The following is a 22,171-nucleotide window of genomic DNA, read 5'->3' as shown; positions in this document are numbered from 1 at the left end:
GGGGGTGATTGAGTAACAGAGCCATTTGCAGTTGAGAGAAGGGAAATCTAGTGAAAATGATTGAATTAGAAGAAGCTGTTGAAAAAGCCTGTCAAGTTTTGTTGAAGCAAAGAAAAACTGAAATAATTCCCATTACCGAGGGGGCAGGCCGTGTTTGCGGGAAAAAAATCACAGCAGATATACCAGTGCCCAGCTTCCCACGGTCTGGGATGGACGGGTATGCGGTTTTTTCTGAAGATACTCTGGGAGCAACAGCGGAACGTCCGGTCAAACTGCAAGTGACGGATTCGATTTTTGCCGGAGAAGTGACAAAACAGACAACTGGAAAAAAGGGCACAGCAGTCAGGATTATGACCGGAGCTCCTATTCCAGAAAACTTTGATGGAGTAATCAAGCAGGAATGGACCAATCGCGGAAAAAATCAGATAGAGGTCTATCATGAAATACCTTCAGGCTGCAACTATGGACAAATAGGGGAAGACATTCAGTTAAATCAGACGGTGATTTCCAAACATCAATATTTGACACATCATGGAATAGGTGTGCTGGCCAGTTTAGGAATTAAAGAAGTAGAGGTTTTAGCTCCTCTGCGGGTGGGAATACTGTCAACAGGCAGTGAGTTGCAACCTCTAGGTTCTGAATTGGGGTTTGGAAAAATATATAACAGTATCGGTTACTCTCTCGCTTCTTTGATCGAATCAACTAATGGAAAAGTAATCTTTCAAGAGATAAGTTCTGATGATGTTGATGAACTGGCGGATCAAATCAAGGAAAATATCCAAAAGGTGGATCTTTTAATCACCACAGGGGGCGTTTCCGTTGGCGAAAAAGATTACTTGTCCAAAGTTATGGGAAGGCTTGGTGGGGAAAAAATCTTTCATTTTGTCAAAATCAAACCGGGCACGCCAGTGATGGCAACCAGATATCAAAACCGCTTGATTTTAAGCTTATCTGGCAATCCTTTTGCAGCTATGGTAAATTTTCATTTATTTTACTGGGCTGTTTTGGCGAAATTTATGCAGTGTTCTAAGTTAGGATTGATGAAAAGAGAAGTGATATTGACCGGGGATTTGCCAAAGTCAAATTTGCGAAGATTTATTCAAGCTTATGAAGAAGATGGTTTGGTTTATTTTAAAAAAGGAAAACAGCCATCTTCTGTTTTCCGTAATCTCCTTGAGAGCAACTGTTTGATCGATCAAACTGCTGACAGAAAGTTTGAAAAAGGTGAAAAAGTGACTGTATATTATTGGAAAGACAGCTAGATTTTTAACAAACTAAACAAATTAAACTGTGATTTTTTTATAACTAGTGAAGAGGTGCAAGATGGATTCAGCTGGGGATTTAACACATATTAACGAGAAAGGTCAGGCCCAAATGGTAGACATATCCGGCAAAAATCCGACAGAGCGGACAGCCACCGCTTACGGGGAAATTTATGTCAATGAGAAAGTAGCAACTGCCATTAAAACTCATCAAATTAAAAAAGGCGAAGTGCTGCAAGTGGCTCGTATAGCTGGTATTTTAGCAGCAAAGAAAACTTTTGAATCAATCCCTCTTTGTCATCTAATATCATTGACCAAGTGTGAAGTTGATTTTGAGTGGCGGGAAAGTCAAGTGTTAGCTGTCAAATGCACGGCGAAGACGGTTGGGGCTACGGGTGTGGAGATGGAAGCTCTAATGGGGGTAAATGTCTCTTTATTGACTGTCTATGACATGTGCAAAGCATTGGATAAAAAAATGATTATCAAAAATATCCATTTGCTTGAAAAAAAAGGCGGTAAAAGCGGCGACTTCAATTTTTACGGATGAAAGGAGCCTAAAACCGATGAAAGATTCATTCGGTAGAGAAATTGATTATGTCAGATTATCTATCACTGACCGTTGCGATTTGCGATGCACTTATTGTATGCCCGCAGTGGGTACGTGCTTTTTAAAGGAAGAACAATTACTAAGTTCTGATGAAATTATTTTTTTAATAAGAACGCTAGCAGAAGAGGGCGTTAAAAAAATTAAAATTACTGGGGGAGAACCATTAGTTAGAAAAGATATCATCCCGTTGATTAAGAGCATCAAACAAATCAAAGGGATTGAAAAAGTAACACTGACTACTAACGGGATGCTTTTAAGTAAATATGCTTTTGCTCTGAAAGAGGTTGGATTGGATGGGTTAAATCTAAGTTTGGATACATTAGATCCAGAAGAGTTTCATAAGATTACTCGCGTAGGTCAGCTGACTAGAGTTTTAAACGGACTCAAAACAGCTATTGAAGCCGGATTACCAAATATCAAAATCAATACTGTTTCTCGCAAAGAATTATCTGAAAACGAGATTTGTGAGCTTGTTTCACTTGCAAAAGATTATCCGATACATGTTCGTTTTATCGAAATGATGCCCATTGGGATGGGGCGTCAATGTGAAGGCAGAAGTCAAAGAGAAGTCCAACAAATCATCGAAGATAATTTTGGAAATCTTATGCCTTACAATAAAAAATTAGGCAATGGACCAGCTGTTTATCATTGTTTAAAAGGCTTTACGGGTAAAATTGGATTTATCAGTGCCTTGGAGAATTGTTTTTGCGAGACTTGCAATCGCATTCGAATCACTGCAAGTGGCAATTTAAAAACATGTTTGCATATGGATGATGGCTGCAATCTTTTAACAGCTGTTCGTTCAGAAGACAAGGAGCAGTTGTTGATGAGAATCGCTCAAGCTGTGCAAGAAAAACCAGAAAGACACCGATTTTTGCAAGAACAGGGAGAAACAAGATTGATGTCAGAGATAGGCGGTTAACAGATGGGGAGAAGAAATATGACAAGTGGAGAAATCATTGCTGTTAATATCAGCGAAAAAAGAGGTACTCAAAAATATGAAATGGCAGAAATTAATTTGGTCAAAGGATACGGTGTTGAATCCGATGCTCATGGCGGTAATTGGCATCGGCAAGTCAGTTTGCTTTCTTTTGAGAAAATTTCCGAGTTTAATGAACGCGGAGCTCATGTAGGAAACGGTGCTTTTGGTGAAAATATTATTGTGTCAGGAGTTGATTTGCGGCGGCTGCCGGTAGGTACCCAATTGAAAATCGGCGATTCAGAACTTGTTGTGACGCAAATCGGGAAAGAATGCCACCGACATTGTCAAATCTATGCACGTGTGGGTGATTGCATCATGCCAAGAGAAGGCATTTTTGCTGTAGTGGTGAAGGGTGGTCATGTAAAGAAAGGTGATACTCTTGAGGTCTTTTAAAGTAGGAATCATCACATTAAGTGATAAAGGATTTCGTGGGGAGAGAGTGGATGAATCAGGTCCTTTGATAAAAAAAATACTTCCGGAAAATTTTACTGTACTTGCCGAAGAATTGTTGCCAGATGAACAAAAAATGCTTGAAGAACAGTTGATCAAACTGTGTGCAACATGCGATTTGATTTTGACAACTGGCGGAACTGGACTAAGTTCACGTGATGTGACGCCTGAAGCTACCTTAGCTGTGGCTGACAAGGAAGTTCCCGGTATCAGCGAAGGAATGAGAATGATGAGTTTGGAAAAAACTCCTTTCGGGATGTTAAGCAGGGGAGTAGCAGTTTTAAGAGGGCAAACACTAATTATTAATCTGCCCGGCAGTCCAAAAGCCGTGGAAGAAAATTTAAATTACTTATTACCTGTGCTGCCCCACGCATTGGAAATCGTTACAGACTTGAACACTGAACATTGATGGGAGAATTTATTGTGAAAGTCATTAAAACAGTTGAGGCAGAAGGTTTGACACTCTGTCAAGACATTACGAAAATTATAAAAGATGAATTCAAAGGTGTGGCATTTCCAAAAGGACATGTGGTTACAGCCGAGGATATTCCTGAACTGCTTTCTATCGGGAAAGAATTTTTATATGTCTGGTCTGATGACCCTAGCTGGGTTCATGAAGAGGACGCTGCTAAAATACTTTATTCATTAATTGCAGAAGAGCATCTGCTTCCGACAGAGATCAAGGAAGGAAAAATTGAAGCAATAGCCAATGTGGATGGTTTGTTGAAAGTGGATCAGCAAAAATTACTGCAAATGAATCGTATCCAAGATGTTGCCGTTGCGACGATTTGCAGTGACCAGAGAGTGGTTAAAGGACAGAAAGTTGCAGGCACGAGAATTATACCCTTGCGAATAGCAGAAGAAAGATTAATGGAGGCTGAAAAATTAGCTGATGGCGAGCCTATTTTAAAGTTGCTCCCTTTCAAAAAAATGAAAGCAGGCATCGTTACTACAGGGAGCGAAGTATTTGGCGGGTTAATCAAGGATACATTTACTCCAGTTGTGAAAGATAAATTGGCAGATTATCCCTTAGTGGATGTTTGTTGGCATCAAATCACTGATGATAAACCAGACTCAATCACCTCAGCCATCAATAAGATGCTAAGCCAAGGGGCAGAAATTATTTTTTGTACCGGCGGCATGAGTGTGGATCCTGATGACCGGACACCTCTTGGAATAAAACAAACAGGTGCAGATATTATCACCCATGGAACTCCGGTTTTACCAGGCTCAATGCTGATGTTGGCTTATCTGCAAGGAAAACCGATTTTAGGCTTGCCAGGTGGTGTTATGTTTTCAGATCGAACAGTTTTCGACTTGCTGTTGCCGCGCTTAATGGCAGGAGACCCGATAAGTTCCCGCGAAATAGCCTCCTTAGGTTACGGCGGCTATTTAATATAGTTTAATTAAATAGCAAAAAATTAGATTTATTTATCAACACGTTATCTTTTCGAAGTACAACGTCAGATATGAAGTGGCAATTTTTCAGATTTCCAAAAATCAATGGGAAAAATGATGAGGGTCAAAAATAAAATTGTTAATCAGGTAAAATTAAATTTAAAAGGAATGACTCATGAGGAAAAAAACTTTCAGATTTTTACTAATCTTGGCACTATTTAACATTATTTTATTTGCATGCGCCGGAGGAAATAAAACACAAGAAAAAAATAATCAGTCTGCCGGAAGCCGCTCCGATAGTGACGATTCTGTTGTGGAACAAACAATGCTGATAGCTGCTGCTGCAAGCTTGGAAAAGGTTTTTGAAAAGGAATTGATTCCCATGTTTGAAAAAGAGCATAAGGGTGTATCGGTGGATTGTACCTATGACAGCTCAGGGAAATTGCAGTCCCAAATTGAAAAAGGATTAGAAGCAGATATCTTTTTTTCTGCTGCTACAACTCAAATGGATAATTTGATAGAACAAAACCTAATAGCAGAAAAAAGCGTGATTCCTTTGCTGTGCAATGAATTAGTTATGATTATTCCCGCATCTTCAGATAAAGAATGGGAAAATTTTTCTGATTTGACCAAAGCAGATAGTATTGCGATTGGCGATCCTGCCAGTGTTCCGGCGGGGCAATATGCGGAGAAAGCATTAAAGATTCTTGGTGATTGGAACTACGTTAAAGGACATGCTAGTTTAGGAACTAACGTGACCGAGGTTTTAAACTGGGTGGCAGCAGAAAGTGCTGAAGCAGGTCTGGTCTATGCTACCGATGCAGCTTCAAATAATCAAGTGAAGGTGGTTGCAAATCTGCCGAAAGGTACACTGGATGAACCGATTATCTATCCGGTAGGGATTGTAGAAACTACTAAAAATAAAAAGTTGTCAGAGGTGTTCATCAAATTTTTACAAACAGAAGAGGCGTGGAAAGCATTTGAAGCAGCTGGCTTTATTATAAATGAGCAGGTGAAGTAGATGGATTTGAGTCCAATTATACTTTCTTTAAAAACAAGTACGATGGCGATTTTTTTTACATTTTTCATAGGAACATTGGCTGCTTATCTGGTATTTCAAATCAGACGACCCGTTTTAAAAATGCTGATAAACGGTTTGTTTACTTTGCCTTTGGTATTACCGCCAACTGTTTTCGGTTTTTTCTTATTAGAAATATTTGGAGTGACTCAACCTTTCGGGAAATTTTTGATCGAATTTTTCGCAGTAAAAGTGGCATTTTCTTGGAGTGCGACTGTCATTGCCGCAGTTGCTGTTTCTTTTCCCTTGATGTATCGCTCTGCTTTGACTGCTTTTGAACAGGTGGATTCTGATTATATTTCTGTTGCCCAAACTTTAGGTTTTTCAAGAAAAAAAATATTTTTGAAAATCGAACTGCCCTTAGCTGCTAATGGGTTGATGACTGGCGGGGTGCTGGCTTTTGCCAGAGGGCTGGGCGAGTTTGGAGCCACAACGATGCTGGCAGGCAACATAACAGGAAAAACACGCACTTTGCCGCTAGCAATCTATTCTGCTGTGGCAAGCGGGGATTGGTCATTAGCTAAAATTTATGTCACAATCATCCTTGTTATCTGTTTGCTGATTCTCTTTTTGATTGAAATATTAAGTATAAAGTCGCGAAGGAAAGCATTATGAGATTAAAAGTAGATATTGAGAAAAAAATGCGTCACAATGATTTACGGATTCGTTTCTCTATTGACTCTGAAACCATGGGGGTTCTTGGTGCTTCCGGGTGCGGAAAAAGTATGCTGCTAAAGTGTATTGCCGGGATAGAATCTCCTGACAAAGGCATAATTCAACTAGGGGACAAGATTCTTTTCGATAAGGAAAAAGGAGTCAACTTGCCTCCTCAAAAACGAAGTGTGGGGTTAATGTTTCAGCAGTATGCACTTTTTCCACATTTTACAGTGAAGCAGAATATAGAATGTGCTGCTGAAAATCAATCTAAAGTAACTGAATTTCTGAAAACATTTCAATTAGAAGGGTTAGAGAGGTGTTATCCTCGGCACTTGTCAGGGGGGCAAAAGCAACGTGTTGCAATGGCTAGGCTGATGGCTTCAAATCCAGATTTATTGTTGTTTGACGAACCTTTTTCGGCGTTGGATGCACCGTTGAAAGAAGGTTTGCTATTGCAACTTCAAAAGCTGATGAGCCATGAAGAGCGTAATGTGTTGATTGTTAGTCATAGTTTAGATGAGCTTTACCGCTTATGTCCCAAAATTTCCATCATGACAGACAAGGAAGTTGTGATGGGAGAGACTAAAGAAATTTTTAAAAATCCTGTTACTATCCAAGCAGCAAAGCTGACAGGTTGTAAAAATATTTTTCCAATCGACAAACTCGCTTCCCATCAGTTGAGAGTGAAAGGCTGGTCAGAAGTTTTTACCACCGATAAAAAAATTTCAGAGGAGATTACTCATATTGGTATCAGGGCGCGAGATTTTTTAGCAGAAGTTGAAGGTGAGAACCAAGTTGAGATAGAATATATAGAAAGACAGGAATCTCCTTTCGAACAAAGTGCTTGGTTTAGCCATGGCGGAGACAGGATTTGGTGGAAAGGGAATAAAACTGCCGCTCCGTCTTCCATTCGTTTTTTTTCAGTAAAGCCAGATGCGATCATGCTGTTGAGATAGATAACTCTGTACGAAACAGCAAAAGAAAATCGATATAAACTCTATTCTACCAACTAAGGAATGACTGACTAGACTTATTTAGAGAAAAGAACCCCGATAAAATGCAGTTAAATGCATTTCATCGGGGTTAGTTTAATTTTCAGATAATTACTCAGCAGCTGATTTTCAATCGGCCAGTTTCTCTGTTTCTAAATCATGCAGGAACAATCCGCTTAAAAGTTTTGGCTCAAACCAAGTAGATTTCGGCGGCATGATTTCTCCCTCATCAGCAATTTCCAGCAGTTCTGTCATTGAAGTAGGATAAAGGGAGAAGGCTAAATTGAATTCCTCACTTGATACCAACTTCTCTAACTCTTCCAGACCGCGAATGCCGCCCACAAAATCAATTCGGTCATCTGTACGGATATCAGTGATATCAAAAATTTTCTCAAAGACAGCCTTTTGCAAAACAGAAACATCAAGTTTTTCAATGACAGGAACATCTTTTTGGGAAGGTTTTGCCTTTAGATGGTACCAAGAATTACCAAAGTACATCCCAAAATTAAGTTTTTCTTCAGGCTTGTATGGTTGTGTTCCCGCTTTTTCCACAATAAAATCTTTTTCTAAAAGTTCCAAAAAATTCTCCGGAATATCAACATTGAGAACTCTATTGTAATCATAAATCGTTAATTCTTCCTCTGGAAAGATGACCGACAGAAAATAATTGAATTCAGCTTCCGCTGTGGCTTGGGGAAACTCATTTCGTTTCTCCATTCCGACTTTTACAGCTGATTCGGTACGGTGATGGCCATCTGCAATATAAAGACTGTCCACATCTTTGGCAAATATATTTTCTAATTGTTGAATCGTGGCGTAATCATCCACCAGCCAAACTCGGTGGCCAGTGTCGTAAAAACTTGTAAAATCATAGATAGGATCGTGTTCTTTTTTCCAATCACTAATAATATCGCTGATTGTTTCTTTTCCGCGGTAAGCAAGAAAAATCGGGCTGGTGTTGGCATCGCAAGTTCTCACATGACGGATACGGTCCAATTCCTTTTCATGCCGGGTAAATTCGTGCTTCTTAATTGCCCCATCCATATATTCTTGAATAGAGGTGCATGCAACGATTCCAGTCTGGCTTTTGCCATTCATAGTCAGTTCATAAAGGTAGTAACTGTCTTGGGCTTCTTTCATCAGCCACCCTTGCGTTAGAAAGTGCTGCAAATTATTTTTTGCCTGCAAATAGACTTGCTCATCATAGGGTGAAATATCAGTCGGCAAATCAATCTCCGCTTTATCAATATGCAGGTAAGAATAGGGATTGTCCGAAGCCAACTCTCTGGCTTCTTCGCTGTCCAGCACATCATAGGGCAGTGAAGCTACTTTATCAACTATTTTTTTATCAGGGCGAATCCCCTTAAAAGGTTTAATGACGACCATTTTAATAATCCTTTCGCTGCAGATTTTTGATGTGTCGTACGCGAATCACGTGAGAAAGTGTCTTTAATTGTTCAGCCAACGCCAGTACCTGTTCCTCAGTGACACGGTCTAAATCAATCAGTGTGTAGGCGATATCTCCCCGGCTGCGGTTGCTTAGATTATCGATATTGTATTTTGAATCAGCAATAATGTTAGAAATCGCACCGATCATATTGGGGACATTTTCGTGAAAGACAGCCAAACGAAATTCGGTATTAAAACTCATTTCCACTGTTGGGAAGTTAACTGAACGTTTGATATTGCCGGTTTCTAAATAATTTTTCAACGTTCTGACAGCCATTCTGGCACAATTGATTTCAGCTTCTTCAGTAGAGGCACCCAAATGTGGCAGAACTGTGATTTTTTCATGACCCAGCAAACTTTTTTCTGCAAAATCAGTGATGTATCCGGCAATTTCATCCTCAGCCAATGCCTGTAAAACAGCATCGTTATCCACTAATTCCCCTCTGGAGAAATTCAACAGGACAGCAGCAGGAGACATTTTTTTAAGTTCTTCAGTTGAAATCAAGTGATGTGTTTTCTCCATTAAAGGAACGTGAAGACTGATATAGTCAGAAGCTGCCAGCAATTCATCAAGATTAGTCACACGCTTGACACGCCGAGAAATATTCCACGCGGTATCTACGGAGACGTAAGGGTCGTAACCCATGACTTCCATTCCCAAACGGTAAGCATCGTTTGCCACCATCGCTCCGATGGCCCCTAAACCGATGACACCCAGTTTTTTTCCTTCCAATTCTGTTCCCACAAATGATTTTTTCTCAGCTTCTACAATTTCTTCCACATTATCGTCAGTGATTGTTTGAACCCACTGGGCACTTTTTAAAATCGGACGGGCGGATAGCAGCAGATTGGCTAAAACTAGTTCTTTTACTGCATTTGCATTTGCTCCGGGAGTGTTGAACACCACAATCCCTTCTTTGGTACAACGTTCGACCGGAATGTTATTAGTGCCTGCACCTGCCCGGGAAACAGCAATCGTGTGTTCAGAGAATGTCATGTCGTGCAATTTTTTACTTCTCAGTAAGATAGCATCAGGATTGTCTGTCTCGTTAAGAGTGTAACGTGCACTGTCGAATTGTCTTAATCCTTCTTCAGCAATATTGTTAAAGATTTGAATATCAAAAGCCATTTATTTTCCTCCGTGTTCTTTTTCGAATGTTTCCATAAAGTCTACCAGTTTTTTTACACCTTCCATAGGGAACGCATTGTAAAGACTGGCACGCATGCCTCCTACTGAGCGGTGTCCTTTGATGTTTACCAAGCCCAACGCCTCTGCTTCACTGACAAATTCAGCATCCAGTTTTTTATCGCCAGTCAAGAAAGGAATATTATTAATGGAGCGGTCTTTCGGGTCAACCGGAGAAGTAAAGAGTTTAGATTGATCGATAAAATCATAGAGCAGTCCTGATTTTTCTTTGTTCTCTTTGACTATTTCAGGAATTCCTCCCTTTCCAAGCAGCCATTCAAAGCCTAACTTAGCCATGTAAATACCAAACGTATTAGGTGTGTTGTAGAGAGAATTATTTTTTACATGGATACGGTAATCCAACATGTTGCTGATATTGGTGTGATCTTTCAATAAATCATCACGGATAATTACTAAAGTGAGCCCTGCCGGACCGATATTTTTTTGGGCACCTGCATAGATCAACCCAAAATCATTGATATCGTAGTCATTAGACAAAATATTTGACGACATATCTGCGACTAAGGGGATATTTTTAAAGTTCGGCAGTGTATGGAAGCTCGTTCCTTCTATAGTATTGTTAGTTGTGATGTGGACATAAGCCGCAGTTTCTGGAACTGAACTTGTGTCAACTTGCGGAATATAGCTGAAATTTTTATCTTCACTGCTTGCCAGTTTATTGACTGTAACGTTTGGCACTTTTTTTGCCTCGCTGATAGCTTTTGTTGACCAGCTGCCTGTGTCCACGTAATAGGCTGTTTGGTTTTGCGCGATGTTCAGCGGGATCATGGTAAATTGCAGACTGGCACCACCTTGTAAAAATAAAAGATGATAATTTTCCGGGATGTTCATCAGTTGCCTTAACGCTTTTTTTGCGTCTTCTAATATATTTTCAAAAATGGAGGAACGGTGACTCATTTCCATCACGGACATACCGCTTCCTTGATAATTAAGAAACTCTGACTGTGCTTTTTCCAAAACTTCTTGCGGCAACACTGCCGGCCCTGCTGAAAAATTATAAGTTTTTGCCATTCATTCTTCTCTCCTTTTAATACTAAAATAATGAAATCATTCCCGTAACCTGGATATGTCCCAAGAAAAAACAATTTGAGATAAATTAGAGCTATGGGTAATGTTTTCCATTATATCAAAATTATAAGATTAAAAAAAGATTAAAATGATTAAAAGTGTTTAATATTTTTTTATAGCATAAGAAAACAAAAGATACTAGAGTTATGCGCCTTTTTTTACTATAATGAGAAAGAGAACAGAAAGATGATAGGAGTGTGGAGAAAATGGCATTCGATCAAGTGTCAACAGTAAGTGGATCCTCTGTACAATATAAAATGAGTGATCAGGCAAAAAGATATACGTTTAGAGATTTAGGCTTTGTTGAAACGAAGCAGGGCAATTTACAATATGATCGTCCTCTAGATATGACAGTAAGTAAATCTGGTCCTCGTTTGAAAATCACGGTGGCAAAAGATTTGAAAACATTGAAGATGAGTGTAACTACGCCCAACGGTTTACGTCAAATCAATATTTTCGAAGATGATTCATTTAAAGAATTACAACAAAACTTTGATTTTATTTTGTCGGAAATGGTTAAAAGAGGCTGTTTTGATATTGTAGAATAAAATCAAGAGTTAAAATTTAAAGTTGGAAATTATCTAAGCAAAACATGTTTGTGAAAATGTGTTTTGCTTTTTTTATTTTAAAACGTGTATATAATATTGACTTTAGCTACTTAAACATGGTAATATAATTACGAAAGAAACAATAATTGTTTGCGAACGAAAAACAGGAGGAAAGATGATGAGTATTCAAATCAAAGAAAGAAAAAGTATGGCAAATGAACCATATTTTGGACGCCTAACCAATCGTATGAACGAATATCGTGAGTCAGTGCTGAATAAAAAACCTTATATCTGTGCGGAACGTGCTTTATTAGCTACCGAAGCTTACAAAGAGCATCAAAATCAACCAAATGTGATGAAACGTGCCTTGATGCTGAAAAATATCTTAGAAAAAATGTCCATCTATATCGAAGATGAAACAATGATTGTAGGGAATCAAGCCGCTTCCAACAAAGATGCTCCGATTTTTCCTGAATACACTTTGGAATTTGTTTTGAACGAGTTAGATTTATTTGAAAAGCGTGATGGGGATGTCTTCTATATTACTGAGCAAACAAAAGAAGATTTACGTTCGATTGCACCGTTTTGGGAAAATAATAACTTGCGAGCAAAAGCCGGTGCATTGTTGCCAGAGGAAGTCTCTGTGTTTATGGAAACGGGATTCTTCGGCATGGAAGGGAAAATGAATTCCGGAGATGCCCACTTGGCCGTCGATTATAGAACTGTACTTGAGGTAGGTTTGGAAGGTTATAGACAGCGGACATTGGCAGAAAAAGCCAATCTGGATTTGACAGAACCTGAAAGTATTGATAAATATCAATTTTATAATGCTATTTTGATTGTCCTTGATGCAGTTAAAACTTTTGCTGAACGTTATTCAAAATTAGCCGCTGAGATGGCCGAAACAGCAACTCCTGAAAGAAAAGCCGAATTGTTGAAAATCAGTCGGGTTTGCGGCAAAGTTCCTAACCAGCCGGCTGAAACGTTCTTAGAAGCCGTGCAATCTGTTTGGTTCATCCAATTAATTTTACAAATTGAATCCAATGGCCATTCACTTTCTTACGGTCGCTTTGACCAGTATATGTATCCTTATTTAAAATCTGATTTAGACAGTGGAAATATCACTGAGGATAAAGCTGTCGAGTTGTTGACAAACCTATGGATCAAAACACTGACGATTAATAAGGTACGCAGTCAGGCTCACACCTTCAGCAGTGCCGGCAGTCCACTCTATCAGAATGTGACAATTGGCGGACAAACACGGGACAAAAAAGATGCGGTCAATCAATTGTCCTATCTTGTGCTGCAGAGTGTGGCTCAAACTAAATTGCCTCAACCCAATTTGACCGTCCGCTATCATTCAGGACTGGACAATCAATTTATGAATGAATGTATTGAAGTGATGAAATTAGGTTTTGGTATGCCTGCCTTCAATAATGATGAGATTATTATCCCATCATTCAAAAATATCGGAGTGTTAGAAGAAGATGCTTATGATTACAGTGCCATCGGCTGTGTGGAAACTGCCGTCCCTGGAAAATGGGGTTACCGTTGTACTGGCATGAGTTATATGAACTTTCCTAAGATTTTGATGATTGCCATGAATGACGGTATTGATCCGGTATCGGGCAAGCGTTTTGCAAAAGGTTATGGTCATTTCAAAGAGATGAACTCTTTTGAAGAACTTCAAGACGCTTGGGATAAGACAGTGCGTGAGTTGACAAGAATGAGCGTGATTGTCGAAAATGCTATCGATTTAGGACTGGAACGGGAAGTACCGGATATTTTATGTTCTGCATTGACAGAAGATTGTATCGGACGCGGGAAGACGCTAAAAGAAGGCGGAGCCGTTTATGATTTTATTTCTGGACTTCAAGTGGGTATCGCCAACTTGGCTGACTCGTTGGCAGCAATCAAAAAACTCGTTTTTGAAGAAGAAAAATTTACCCCTGAAGAACTGTGGGAAGCGCTGATGACGGATTACGCCAGCGACCGCAGCAAGGAAATTCAACAGATGATCCTTAACGATGTTCCTAAATACGGAAATGATGATGATTACGTGGATCAGCTAGTCACTGAAGCTTATGATAGTTATATCGAAGAAGTCAAAAAATATCCAAATACTCGTTTTGGCCGGGGCCCTATCGGCGGAAAACGTTACTCAGGAACATCATCGATTTCTGCCAACGTTGGGCAAGGAAAAGGAACTATGGCCACGCCGGACGGTCGTAATGCCTGGGTACCGCTAGCAGAAGGGTGCTCTCCTTCTCATAATATGGATAAAAATGGACCGACTTCTGTACTGAAATCTGTTTCCAAATTAAGAACAGAGGAAATCATCGGCGGAGTGTTGCTGAATCAAAAAGTCAATCCGCAAACATTGGCAAAAGAAGAAGACAAGCAAAAATTGATTATGCTGCTTCGTGCTTTCTTCAATAAGCTTCATGGTTACCATATCCAATATAATGTCGTGTCAAGAGAAACTCTGATTGATGCCCAAAAGCATCCTGAAAAACACCGTGATCTAATCGTTCGCGTCGCTGGATACTCAGCTTTCTTCAATGTCTTATCAAAAGCAACACAAGACGACATTATCGAACGAACAGAACATGTTCTATAGTGACAGTTTGCAATTTGTGGGTAGTCATGCCTTGCGTTAGAATTTATAAAACTCCTGAAGTTAGATTAAAAATCTGACTTTAGGAGTCTTTCTCGTTTATTTTTGAAAATAAAATTTTTGATGTTACTCTACTAATTTGAATCCGTTTTTGCGTAATTGCTTATCCGCAGCTTTTGCACTGATATAATCGTCCCCGGAATGAGGGTGTTTAAAATTGAGGTCTTTGACTGATGCCAAAGCATTCAAGTTAACTCTTTGGTAATCCAGTTGGATCGTTTCAACGAGATGTTCATCTTCAAAACTGATTTGATAGCTGACCCCATCTAATCCATCTAGGATTTCATTCTTTTTCACCATGTCTTTTTTTAAACTGGTCAAGTCTGCAGCTGATAATTTTTCGATCCCTGCAAGTTCTTCCAGTCTCTCAAAAGATGTCCGGGTGATTTGTTCCTGCTGATACACATAATCTTTTTCAATAGTGAGGATGACCTGAACATCTGAACCATCGACTGCTTGTTGATATGTCGCTGTTTTCTTAGACGAGCAAGCGGTGATGAGTACACATAAAAATATCAGCATACAGAAATTTAGTATCTTTTTCACTGGTATCCTCCTTTTAAATCAATGAAATTGTAACACAGAATGATAAAGCATATCAAAATATCAGTAATTTTTTTCTATTTCATAATAGAATAATTTTTAGGCTTCACAGATGATTTCGGATAGATGAAATTCTGTCGGGAAAAGTATATAATAGAAACACTGAAATTTCCGACCTTCAAATCGTAGATAATTTTCAGAATCTAGTTAGAAATGATGGTGATTACATGGCAGACAACAGTCACATTAGAGTGGTTGTCGGCATGAGCGGAGGAGTGGATTCCTCTGTGACTGCTCTTTTATTAAAAGAGCAGGGGTATGATGTTGTAGGAGTTTTTATGAAGAACTGGGATGATACGGATGAAAGCGGCGTTTGTACGGCGACGGAGGATTACAAAGACGTTGCTAAAGTTGCGAACCAAATCGGTATCCCTTATTATTCAGTAAATTTTGAAAAAGAGTATTGGCAGCGGGTTTTTGAATATTTTCTTTCAGAATATCGGTTGGGGCGCACGCCAAATCCGGATGTGATGTGCAACAAAGAAATAAAGTTCAAAGCATTTTTGGATTATGCACTAGATCTTGGTGCAGATTATGTGGCAACTGGACACTATGCACGTGTGGTTCGAGACGAGGAAGGAAATTCCCATTTACTCAGAGGAGTGGACGACTCGAAAGACCAGACTTATTTTTTAAATCAACTGTCTCAAGAGCAATTGGCTAAGACAATGTTCCCTTTAGGTCATTTGAAAAAATCAGAAGTGCGTAAGATTGCCGAAAGAGCCGGTTTGGCTACGGCTAAGAAAAAAGATTCAACAGGAATTTGTTTTATCGGAGAAAAAAATTTCAAACAATTTTTAAGTCAGTATCTGCCTGCGTCCCCCGGAAAAATGGTGACAGAGGACGGAGAGGTTAAAGGAGAACATGCCGGCTTGATGTACTATACGATTGGTCAACGTCAAGGATTAGGGATTGGCGGCGGTGGAGAATCTAATGAACCGTGGTTTGTCATCGGTAAAGAATTAGCCACGAACACCTTGATTGTAGGGCAAGGATTTCATCACCCTAAACTGTACGCTACGAGTTTGGAAGCAAGCGAGATTCATTTTACTCAAGAAAACTGGGAACAATTGACTTTTAGTTGCACGGCTAAGTTCCGTTACCGCCAGCAGGATGTGGGAGTGACCGTTACTTTAGATGAAAACGATCCAACGAAAGGGACTGTCGTTTTTGACGAGCCGGTCCGGGCGATTACGCCGGGGCAAGCCGTTGTTTTTTATGATGGTGAAGAATGTTTAGGCGGCGGGCTAATTGATTTAGCCTATCAGGAAGATAAAGTATTGCAGTATATTTAAGTCATCGATAGATATAAGGTTGAAATCTACTCTGTAGGATTAGAGTTTAGTATTCGTTAGATTAAAAAAAGATTAAAAAATGATTGAAAATTACTAATGTATGGCGTAATATAAACATATCTTAATTTAGGGGGATATTGTTTATGAATGCTAAAAAGAAGTTAGCAGGTCTAACGCTGCTTTGTCTTGCAGCACTAAGTTTTGCAGCCTGCTCCGGCGATGGGGGAAAAAAGACCGCAGAATCAGGAGAGAGCAGTCCGTCAGGTGAAGAAAAACTGGCAGCGGAACAAGTTATTACTATTGCAGCTCCGCAAGAAGTTGCTTCGATTGATATTTCTACTGCCACAGACAAATTGAGTTTTACCGTTTTAAATCAACTTTACGAAGGTTTTTATCGCATCGATGAGAACAATCAGATTATTCCGGCCGGTGCAGCTGAACTGGCAGAAAAAAGTGAGGATGGGTTGACTTATACAATCAAACTTAGAGAAGATGCTAAGTGGACAAACGGAGATCCTGTCGTGGCTGATGATTATGTTTACGGCTGGCAAAGAACCGCAGACCCGGCTACAGCTTCCGAATATGCTTATCTGTTCGAATCCGTGAAAAATGGTAAAGACGTGGTCGCTGGCGAAAAAGAACCATCTGAGCTTGGAATCGAATCATTAAGCGATTATGAAGTCAAAATTACGCTTGACGTGGCGACACCTTATTTTGATTCATTGTTGGCTTTCCCTTCGTTCTTCCCTGTGAATAAAAAAGCTGTGGAAGAATTTGGTGATAAATATGCCAGTTCCAGTGATACTTCATATTATAACGGACCGTTCGTGTTAGAAGACTTTGACGGTGTGGGTTCCGACATTGACTGGACCTATGTGAAAAATGAAGATTATTGGGATGCAGACACGGTTAAAATGGAAAAAATCAAAGCTCAGGTCGTAAAAGAAGCCTCTACAGGGGTCAATATGTATGAAGGCGGCGAACTGGACGATATTATTTTGACTGGGGAATTAGCACAACAGTATCGGGACAATGAGGATTACGTAACCGATAAGGAAGGGCGCACCATCTATTTGGAATTCAATCAAGTATCTGAGACCGTTCCTTTTGATAATGTGAATCTTAGAAAAGCTATTTCATTAGTTGTTGATAATGAATCCATTGTTGAAAATGTTATCGGTGACGGTTCTACTGTGGCTACAGGTCTGATGCCGACAAATCTTTCCAGCAATCCTGAAACAGGAAAAGATTTTACCGAAGACACGAAAGCTAAAAAAGAGTTTGATGAAGCAAAAGCAAAAGAGTACATAGAAAAAGCTAAAAAAGAAATTGGTAAAGACACTATTGAATTTGATATTTTGACAGATGATAATGAGTCTACCAAAAAAATCGCTGAGTATCTGCAAGGGACATTTAAAGATGTTTTGGGAATCAAAACGACTGTAACAGCAGTGACCAAGCCGATTCGTCTGGACCGTACCAATAAAGGGGACTTTGACTTTGTCGTGACTGGCTGGGGAGCTGACTACAATGATCCAAGCTCATTTATGGATTTATTCAAAACCGGCAATCCTTATAACCGCGGCAAATACTCTAACCCGGCTTATGATAAGCTGATTGAGGAAGCTGCAACGACCAATGCAACAAATCCAGAAGTACGCTGGCAGAATTTCCTGGATGCGGAAGAAATTCTAATCAACGATGACGCGGCTGTTATCCCAGTTTATCAGATGTCAGAAGGACATTTGAGAAATCCAAAACTAAAGGGAATGATTGCACATACAGCGGGTGCTTCTTACGAATATAAGTATATGTACCTAGTTGAGTAGAAAGACGGAGTTTTAAAGCAGATTTATATCAACTCAAATGAAAGTAAGCTAGACTAGACGAGGAGGCTCGTCTAGTCTTTTTAATGTGTTAAAAATACTATCAATTTATAATGATTATAAAAAAGGGGAATATATTTTTGGTAAGATCGTTGATTTTGATAGAAATTTGATGATATTCATTTGAATTTCATCCTCAATTAGACTAGAATAGGACTAGTGATATTTTTTATCTAAACAATTTATTGGAGGGATTTTTGATGTCTGTTTTAGAAATAAAAGATTTGCATGTATCGATTGACGACAAGGAAATTTTAAAGGGTGTCAATCTGACAATGAATACAGGAGAAGTACATGCCATTATGGGACCAAACGGGACAGGAAAATCAACTCTGTCTGCCGCAATTATGGGGAACCCAAATTTTGTAGTGACACAGGGAGAAGTTCTGCTGGATGGTAAAAATATTTTAGAATTGGAAGTGGACGAACGTGCCCGCGAAGGAATATTTTTAGCCATGCAATATCCGAGTGAAATTCCAGGCATTACCAATGCTGAATTTATGCGTGCGTCGATTAATGCCAAGCGCCCGGAAGATGACAAGATTTCAGTTATGAATTTCATCAAGAAACTGGATGAGAAAATGGCTCTGTTGGACATGCCTGAAGAAATGGCGGAGCGTTATTTGAATGAAGGGTTTTCCGGCGGAGAGAAGAAACGTAATGAAATTTTGCAGCTGTTGATGATGGAGCCGACATTTGCAATTTTGGATGAAATCGATTCAGGCCTTGACATCGATGCGTTGAAAGTTGTGTCCAAGGGAGTCAACGAAATGCGCAGCGATGATTTTGGTGCACTGATTATTACTCACTATCAGCGTTTGCTTAACTACATCACACCAGATGTTGTCCATATTATGATGGATGGCAGAATTGTAAAAACGGGTGATGCAGAACTGGCTAAACAACTAGAGGCTGAAGGGTATGCCGGTATCAGCAGAGAATTGGGTATCGAGTTAGCTGGAGAATAATAAGTGATAGCAGGCATTTGCCTCAAGAAATGGGAGTGACAAGATAAATGAAGGAAACGATAGAGAAAACTTATCTTGACGACGTAAAGGCATTTTCAGTTAGTCAAGGAGAACCATCTTGGATGCTGGAGCAGCGTTTGGCAGCCTTGAGTAAAATAGAAGACTTGGCTTTGCCGGTCATCGAACGGGTCAAAATGCATCGTTGGCCGCTGACAGAAGTCAAGGGACTGGTTTTCGACGGAGAAGATAATTTCGATGAGTCAGTATTGCTGAACAAAGAAACAAATCATCCGTTGTTTGTCCAGTTTTATAACCGGACGCTCAAAGAACAACTGCCTCAAGAGTTGGTCGATCAAGGAGTGATTTTTACCGATATATTTACAGCTTTGAAAGAGCATGGGGATTTAGTTAGAGAAGCCTATATGCAGTTAGCGGTAAAATATGATGAAGACAAGTTGACGGCTTTTCATGCGGCGTTTATGAATAGCGGAATGTTTTTATACGTTCCTAAAAATGTTGTGATTGAGGAGCCTATGGAAGCGCATTTTTATCACAGTGCAGATTCCGAGGTGAATTTTACAAAGCACGTATTGATTTTAGCAGACACTAACAGCTCTGTGAGCTATTTGGAAAAATTTGAGACCATTGGCGACGGGGAAGCAAAATCAACAGCAAGCATTGTCGTAGAAGTGATTGCAAAACAAGGCGCACAGGTGAAATTTGCTGCCATTGACCAGTTGGGTAAAAATGTTACGACTTACTTCAACCGTCGTGCCCATATTTTAAGGGATGGCAGTGTTGACTGGGCTATCGGGGTCATGAATGACGGAAACGTTGTTGCAGACTTTGATTCTGATTTAGTCGGCGAAGGCTCTCATTCAGAGGTTAAGGCGGTAGCTATCAGCGCGGGACGTCAAGTGCAAGGAATCGACACTCGTGTTACCAACTATGGCCGTCATTCTGTGGGCCATATCTTGCAGCACGGAGTCATCCGTGAGCGTGGGACGTTGACCTTCAATGGTATCGGACATATTATCAAAGGAGCAGTTGGCTCAGATGCCCAACAAGAAAGTCGCGTGATGATGCTTTCTGATAAGGCAAGGGGAGATGCCAACCCGATTTTGCTGATTGATGAAAATGAAGTAACCGCTGGACATGCTGCCAGTGTTGGCCGGGTCGATCCAGAAGAAATGTATTACCTGATGAGCCGCGGCTTGGAGAGAGTGGAGGCAGAACGTCTGGTCATTCGCGGATTCTTAGGTTCAGTCTTGACAGCTATTCCAGTGACTGCAGTTCGTGATGAATTGGCAGAAGTTATCGAAAGGAAGTTAATTTAATATGCTGAATGTTGATAAATGGCGTCAAGATTTCCCTATTCTGTTTCAAGAAGTGAACGATGAGCCTTTGATTTATTTGGATAATGCAGCAACCTCACAAACGCCTAAACAGGTGCTGGACGTCTTGAAATATTATTATGAACATGATAATGCCAATGTCCACCGAGGTGTTCATACTTTGGGGGAACGGGCTACTTCAGCTTATGAAAATGCCAGAGAGAAAATCCGCCGGTTTATCAACGCAGCTTCTACAAAAGAAGTGTTGTTTACAAGAGGAACAACCACAAGTTTGAACTGGATTGCTAGAAGCTATGGCGATGCTAACGTGGCAGAAGGCGATGAAATCGTTATTTCTCACATGGAACACCATTCAAATATTGTTCCGTGGCAGCAGCTGGCACAAAGGAAAAAAGCGGTGCTAAAATATATCAGTCTGACTGAAGACGGCGAATTAGACGTGGCGGATGCTCGGGAAAAAATTACAGGAAAAACAAAAATCGTGGCATTGAATCATGCTTCCAATGTGATGGGAACTATCACCCCGATCGAAGACCTTATTAAACTTGCCCATGATGTGGGAGCTGTGATGGTAGTGGACGGTGCACAGTCAGTCCCTCATATGCCCATAGATGTGCAGCAACTGGATGCAGATTTTTATACGTTTAGCGGACATAAAATGTGCGGACCAACAGGAACCGGTGTTTTATACGGCAAACAATCTTTGCTTGAGAAAATGGAGCCTGTGGAATTCGGCGGAGAAATGATAGATTTTGTTTACCTTCAAGAGAGTACTTGGGCAGAATTGCCATGGAAATTTGAAGCAGGCACACCTAATATCGCCGGTGGTATCGGATTAGGTGCAGCGGTAGACTACTTAACAGAAATCGGCTTGGAGACGATACATAATTATGAGCAGACCTTGATTGAGTATGTTTTGCCTAAACTTCAAGCCATCGAAGGTGTCACAATCTATGGACCAAAAGATCCGAAAAAACGTTCAGGCGTGATAGCTTTCAATATCGACGGTGTACATCCACATGATGTGGCAACAGCGATGGATATGCAGGGGGTGGCGGTGAGAGCGGGGCATCATTGTACCCAACCGTTATTGCAACATTTAAATGTCCAGTCTACGGCACGTGCAAGTTTTTATTTTTATAATACGATCGAAGAAGCGGACAAATTTATCGAAGCAGTCATTGCAACAAAGGAGTTTTTCAATCATGGCATTATCTAGACTAGACAATTTATATCGCCAAGTGATTTTAGACCATTCCAGTCACCCTCACCACTTTGGTTTGGAAGAGGGATTGACTCATGAAATCGAATTAAACAACCCTACATGCGGCGATGTGATTCAGCTGCAATTAAAAATCGAGGACGGCATGGTGACAAATGCCCGTTTTGCCGGGAGCGGCTGTTCGATATCCATGGCTAGTGCAAGCATGATGACAGATGCTGTGATAGGCAAAACAGAGGATGAAGCTTTGAAACTTGCGGAAGATTTTTCCCAGCTCGTTCAAGGCAATGAGGTGGCAGACCTAGATGCACTCGGTGATGCTGCTATATTGCAGGGGGTCTCTAAATTCCCTGCCCGTATCAAATGTGCCACATTGGCATGGAAGGCTTTAGAAAAAGGAATCAACGAGAAAGAAGCACTTGCCACCGAATCTCAAGAACATTGCGAGAATAAGGAGTGAAAGTAAT

The 22,171-nt window shown here is 40.2% G+C and carries 21 protein-coding genes; 17 read left to right on the top strand and 4 right to left on the bottom strand.

The window, feature by feature from the left end; genetic code table 11:
- Positions 1–56: 56 nt before the first annotated feature.
- The 9 genes from AC4PHI_RS08540 to AC4PHI_RS08500 all read left to right on the top strand — a co-directional run bounded on the left by AC4PHI_RS08540 (position 57) and on the right by AC4PHI_RS08500 (position 7,390).
- Entirely contained in the window at positions 57–1,262 is a 1,206-nt protein-coding gene (locus tag AC4PHI_RS08540) for a molybdopterin molybdotransferase MoeA (RefSeq protein WP_492201568.1), read from the top strand.
- A gap of 61 nt (positions 1,263–1,323) precedes the next feature.
- Positions 1,324–1,809, top strand: a complete 486-nt coding sequence (moaC, locus tag AC4PHI_RS08535) for a cyclic pyranopterin monophosphate synthase MoaC (protein WP_492199493.1) — start codon at positions 1,324–1,326, stop codon at positions 1,807–1,809.
- Between the two features lie 16 nt (positions 1,810–1,825).
- Entirely contained in the window at positions 1,826–2,791 is a 966-nt protein-coding gene (gene moaA, locus AC4PHI_RS08530) for a GTP 3',8-cyclase MoaA (protein WP_492199492.1), read from the top strand.
- Positions 2,792–2,809: 18 nt separating this feature from the next.
- On the top strand, positions 2,810–3,244 hold the full coding sequence (locus AC4PHI_RS08525; protein ID WP_492201567.1) for an MOSC domain-containing protein: 435 nt from the start codon (positions 2,810–2,812) through the stop codon (positions 3,242–3,244).
- Entirely contained in the window at positions 3,231–3,710 is a 480-nt protein-coding gene (locus AC4PHI_RS08520; RefSeq protein WP_492199491.1) for a MogA/MoaB family molybdenum cofactor biosynthesis protein, read from the top strand. The genes AC4PHI_RS08525 and AC4PHI_RS08520 overlap by 14 nt, the downstream gene beginning before the upstream one ends.
- 14 nt (positions 3,711–3,724) lie before the next feature.
- A complete protein-coding gene (locus AC4PHI_RS08515) occupies positions 3,725–4,702 on the top strand; it encodes a molybdopterin-binding protein (RefSeq protein ID WP_492199490.1) in 978 nt (325 codons plus the stop codon).
- A 172-nt stretch (positions 4,703–4,874) separates the two neighbouring features.
- A complete protein-coding gene (gene modA / locus AC4PHI_RS08510) occupies positions 4,875–5,720 on the top strand; it encodes a molybdate ABC transporter substrate-binding protein (protein WP_492199489.1) in 846 nt (281 codons plus the stop codon).
- Positions 5,721–6,392 (top strand): molybdate ABC transporter permease subunit, encoded by a 672-nt coding sequence (gene modB, locus AC4PHI_RS08505; protein ID WP_492199488.1) that lies wholly within the window; start codon positions 5,721–5,723, stop codon positions 6,390–6,392. It begins immediately after the preceding gene.
- Entirely contained in the window at positions 6,389–7,390 is a 1,002-nt protein-coding gene (locus AC4PHI_RS08500; protein WP_492199487.1) for a sulfate/molybdate ABC transporter ATP-binding protein, read from the top strand. The genes modB and AC4PHI_RS08500 overlap by 4 nt, the downstream gene beginning before the upstream one ends.
- A 165-nt stretch (positions 7,391–7,555) precedes the next feature.
- Here the strand turns inward: AC4PHI_RS08500 and AC4PHI_RS08495 are convergent, their stop codons facing one another.
- Genes AC4PHI_RS08495 through serC form a run of 3 tightly spaced genes read right to left on the bottom strand, consistent with a single transcriptional unit; the run spans position 7,556 to position 11,093 of the window.
- Positions 7,556–8,812 (bottom strand): DUF1015 domain-containing protein, encoded by a 1,257-nt coding sequence (locus AC4PHI_RS08495; protein WP_492199486.1) that lies wholly within the window; start codon positions 8,810–8,812, stop codon positions 7,556–7,558.
- A 1-nt stretch (position 8,813) separates the two neighbouring features.
- Positions 8,814–10,004, bottom strand: coding sequence for a 3-phosphoglycerate dehydrogenase family protein (locus AC4PHI_RS08490; protein ID WP_492199485.1), 1,191 nt, complete (start codon positions 10,002–10,004; stop codon positions 8,814–8,816).
- Complete coding sequence (serC, locus tag AC4PHI_RS08485) at positions 10,005–11,093, bottom strand: 3-phosphoserine/phosphohydroxythreonine transaminase (RefSeq protein ID WP_492199484.1); 1,089 nt, start codon at positions 11,091–11,093, stop codon at positions 10,005–10,007.
- Positions 11,094–11,356: 263 nt separating this feature from the next.
- On the opposite strand from serC, the gene AC4PHI_RS08480 reads away from it, so the two are divergent.
- Positions 11,357–11,698 (top strand): cysteine desulfurase, encoded by a 342-nt coding sequence (locus AC4PHI_RS08480; RefSeq protein WP_492199483.1) that lies wholly within the window; start codon positions 11,357–11,359, stop codon positions 11,696–11,698.
- A 178-nt stretch (positions 11,699–11,876) separates the two neighbouring features.
- Positions 11,877–14,318 (top strand): glycyl radical protein, encoded by a 2,442-nt coding sequence (locus AC4PHI_RS08475; protein WP_492199482.1) that lies wholly within the window; start codon positions 11,877–11,879, stop codon positions 14,316–14,318.
- 123 nt (positions 14,319–14,441) lie between these two features.
- Here AC4PHI_RS08475 and AC4PHI_RS08470 read toward each other — a convergent pair whose 3' ends face one another.
- Entirely contained in the window at positions 14,442–14,921 is a 480-nt protein-coding gene (locus AC4PHI_RS08470; RefSeq protein ID WP_492199481.1) for a DUF1307 domain-containing protein, read from the bottom strand.
- A gap of 224 nt (positions 14,922–15,145) precedes the next feature.
- On the opposite strand from AC4PHI_RS08470, the gene mnmA reads away from it, so the two are divergent.
- From mnmA to sufU, 6 genes are all read left to right on the top strand, one after another.
- Positions 15,146–16,273: a tRNA 2-thiouridine(34) synthase MnmA gene (mnmA, locus tag AC4PHI_RS08465; protein WP_492199480.1), complete on the top strand. Its 1,128-nt coding sequence runs from the start codon at positions 15,146–15,148 to the stop codon at positions 16,271–16,273.
- Positions 16,274–16,416: 143 nt separating this feature from the next.
- On the top strand, positions 16,417–18,102 hold the full coding sequence (locus AC4PHI_RS08460; RefSeq protein ID WP_492199479.1) for a peptide ABC transporter substrate-binding protein: 1,686 nt from the start codon (positions 16,417–16,419) through the stop codon (positions 18,100–18,102).
- Between the two features lie 257 nt (positions 18,103–18,359).
- Positions 18,360–19,127 carry a Fe-S cluster assembly ATPase SufC gene (gene sufC / locus AC4PHI_RS08455; RefSeq protein ID WP_492199478.1) on the top strand — a complete coding sequence of 256 codons (768 nt, stop codon included), beginning with the start codon at positions 18,360–18,362 and terminating at the stop codon, positions 19,125–19,127.
- 47 nt (positions 19,128–19,174) lie between these two features.
- Positions 19,175–20,464: a Fe-S cluster assembly protein SufD gene (gene sufD / locus AC4PHI_RS08450; RefSeq protein WP_492199477.1), complete on the top strand. Its 1,290-nt coding sequence runs from the start codon at positions 19,175–19,177 to the stop codon at positions 20,462–20,464.
- Position 20,465: 1 nt separating this feature from the next.
- Positions 20,466–21,701, top strand: a complete 1,236-nt coding sequence (locus AC4PHI_RS08445; protein WP_492199476.1) for a cysteine desulfurase — start codon at positions 20,466–20,468, stop codon at positions 21,699–21,701.
- A complete protein-coding gene (gene sufU, locus AC4PHI_RS08440; protein ID WP_492199475.1) occupies positions 21,688–22,164 on the top strand; it encodes a Fe-S cluster assembly sulfur transfer protein SufU in 477 nt (158 codons plus the stop codon). The genes AC4PHI_RS08445 and sufU overlap by 14 nt, the downstream gene beginning before the upstream one ends.
- Positions 22,165–22,171: the final 7 nt, after the last annotated feature.

The organism is Vagococcus sp. QWL-13 (assembly GCF_058683555.1).
The sequence above is the reverse complement of the archived record's forward strand: the minus strand, read 5'-3'. Positions and strand labels throughout refer to the sequence as shown.

Bases quoted from the DNA above. Each gene is read 5' to 3' on its own strand.
- AC4PHI_RS08460 (WP_492199479.1), top strand. From the start codon at position 16,417: ATGAATGCTAAAAAGAAGTTAGCAGGTCTAACGCTGCTTTGTCTTGCA.
- sufU (WP_492199475.1), top strand. From the start codon at position 21,688: ATGGCATTATCTAGACTAGACAATTTATATCGCCAAGTGATTTTAGAC.
- moaC (WP_492199493.1), top strand. From the start codon at position 1,324: ATGGATTCAGCTGGGGATTTAACACATATTAACGAGAAAGGTCAGGCC.
- AC4PHI_RS08480 (WP_492199483.1), top strand. From the start codon at position 11,357: ATGGCATTCGATCAAGTGTCAACAGTAAGTGGATCCTCTGTACAATAT.
- modB (WP_492199488.1), top strand. From the start codon at position 5,721: ATGGATTTGAGTCCAATTATACTTTCTTTAAAAACAAGTACGATGGCG.
- moaA (WP_492199492.1), top strand. From the start codon at position 1,826: ATGAAAGATTCATTCGGTAGAGAAATTGATTATGTCAGATTATCTATC.
- sufD (WP_492199477.1), top strand. From the start codon at position 19,175: ATGAAGGAAACGATAGAGAAAACTTATCTTGACGACGTAAAGGCATTT.
- sufC (WP_492199478.1), top strand. From the start codon at position 18,360: ATGTCTGTTTTAGAAATAAAAGATTTGCATGTATCGATTGACGACAAG.
- serC (WP_492199484.1), bottom strand. From the start codon at position 11,093: ATGGCAAAAACTTATAATTTTTCAGCAGGGCCGGCAGTGTTGCCGCAA.
- AC4PHI_RS08540 (WP_492201568.1), top strand. From the start codon at position 57: ATGATTGAATTAGAAGAAGCTGTTGAAAAAGCCTGTCAAGTTTTGTTG.
- AC4PHI_RS08495 (WP_492199486.1), bottom strand. From the start codon at position 8,812: ATGGTCGTCATTAAACCTTTTAAGGGGATTCGCCCTGATAAAAAAATA.
- AC4PHI_RS08445 (WP_492199476.1), top strand. From the start codon at position 20,466: ATGCTGAATGTTGATAAATGGCGTCAAGATTTCCCTATTCTGTTTCAA.
- AC4PHI_RS08500 (WP_492199487.1), top strand. From the start codon at position 6,389: ATGAGATTAAAAGTAGATATTGAGAAAAAAATGCGTCACAATGATTTA.
- modA (WP_492199489.1), top strand. From the start codon at position 4,875: ATGAGGAAAAAAACTTTCAGATTTTTACTAATCTTGGCACTATTTAAC.
- AC4PHI_RS08475 (WP_492199482.1), top strand. From the start codon at position 11,877: ATGAGTATTCAAATCAAAGAAAGAAAAAGTATGGCAAATGAACCATAT.
- AC4PHI_RS08525 (WP_492201567.1), top strand. From the start codon at position 2,810: ATGACAAGTGGAGAAATCATTGCTGTTAATATCAGCGAAAAAAGAGGT.
- AC4PHI_RS08490 (WP_492199485.1), bottom strand. From the start codon at position 10,004: ATGGCTTTTGATATTCAAATCTTTAACAATATTGCTGAAGAAGGATTA.
- mnmA (WP_492199480.1), top strand. From the start codon at position 15,146: ATGGCAGACAACAGTCACATTAGAGTGGTTGTCGGCATGAGCGGAGGA.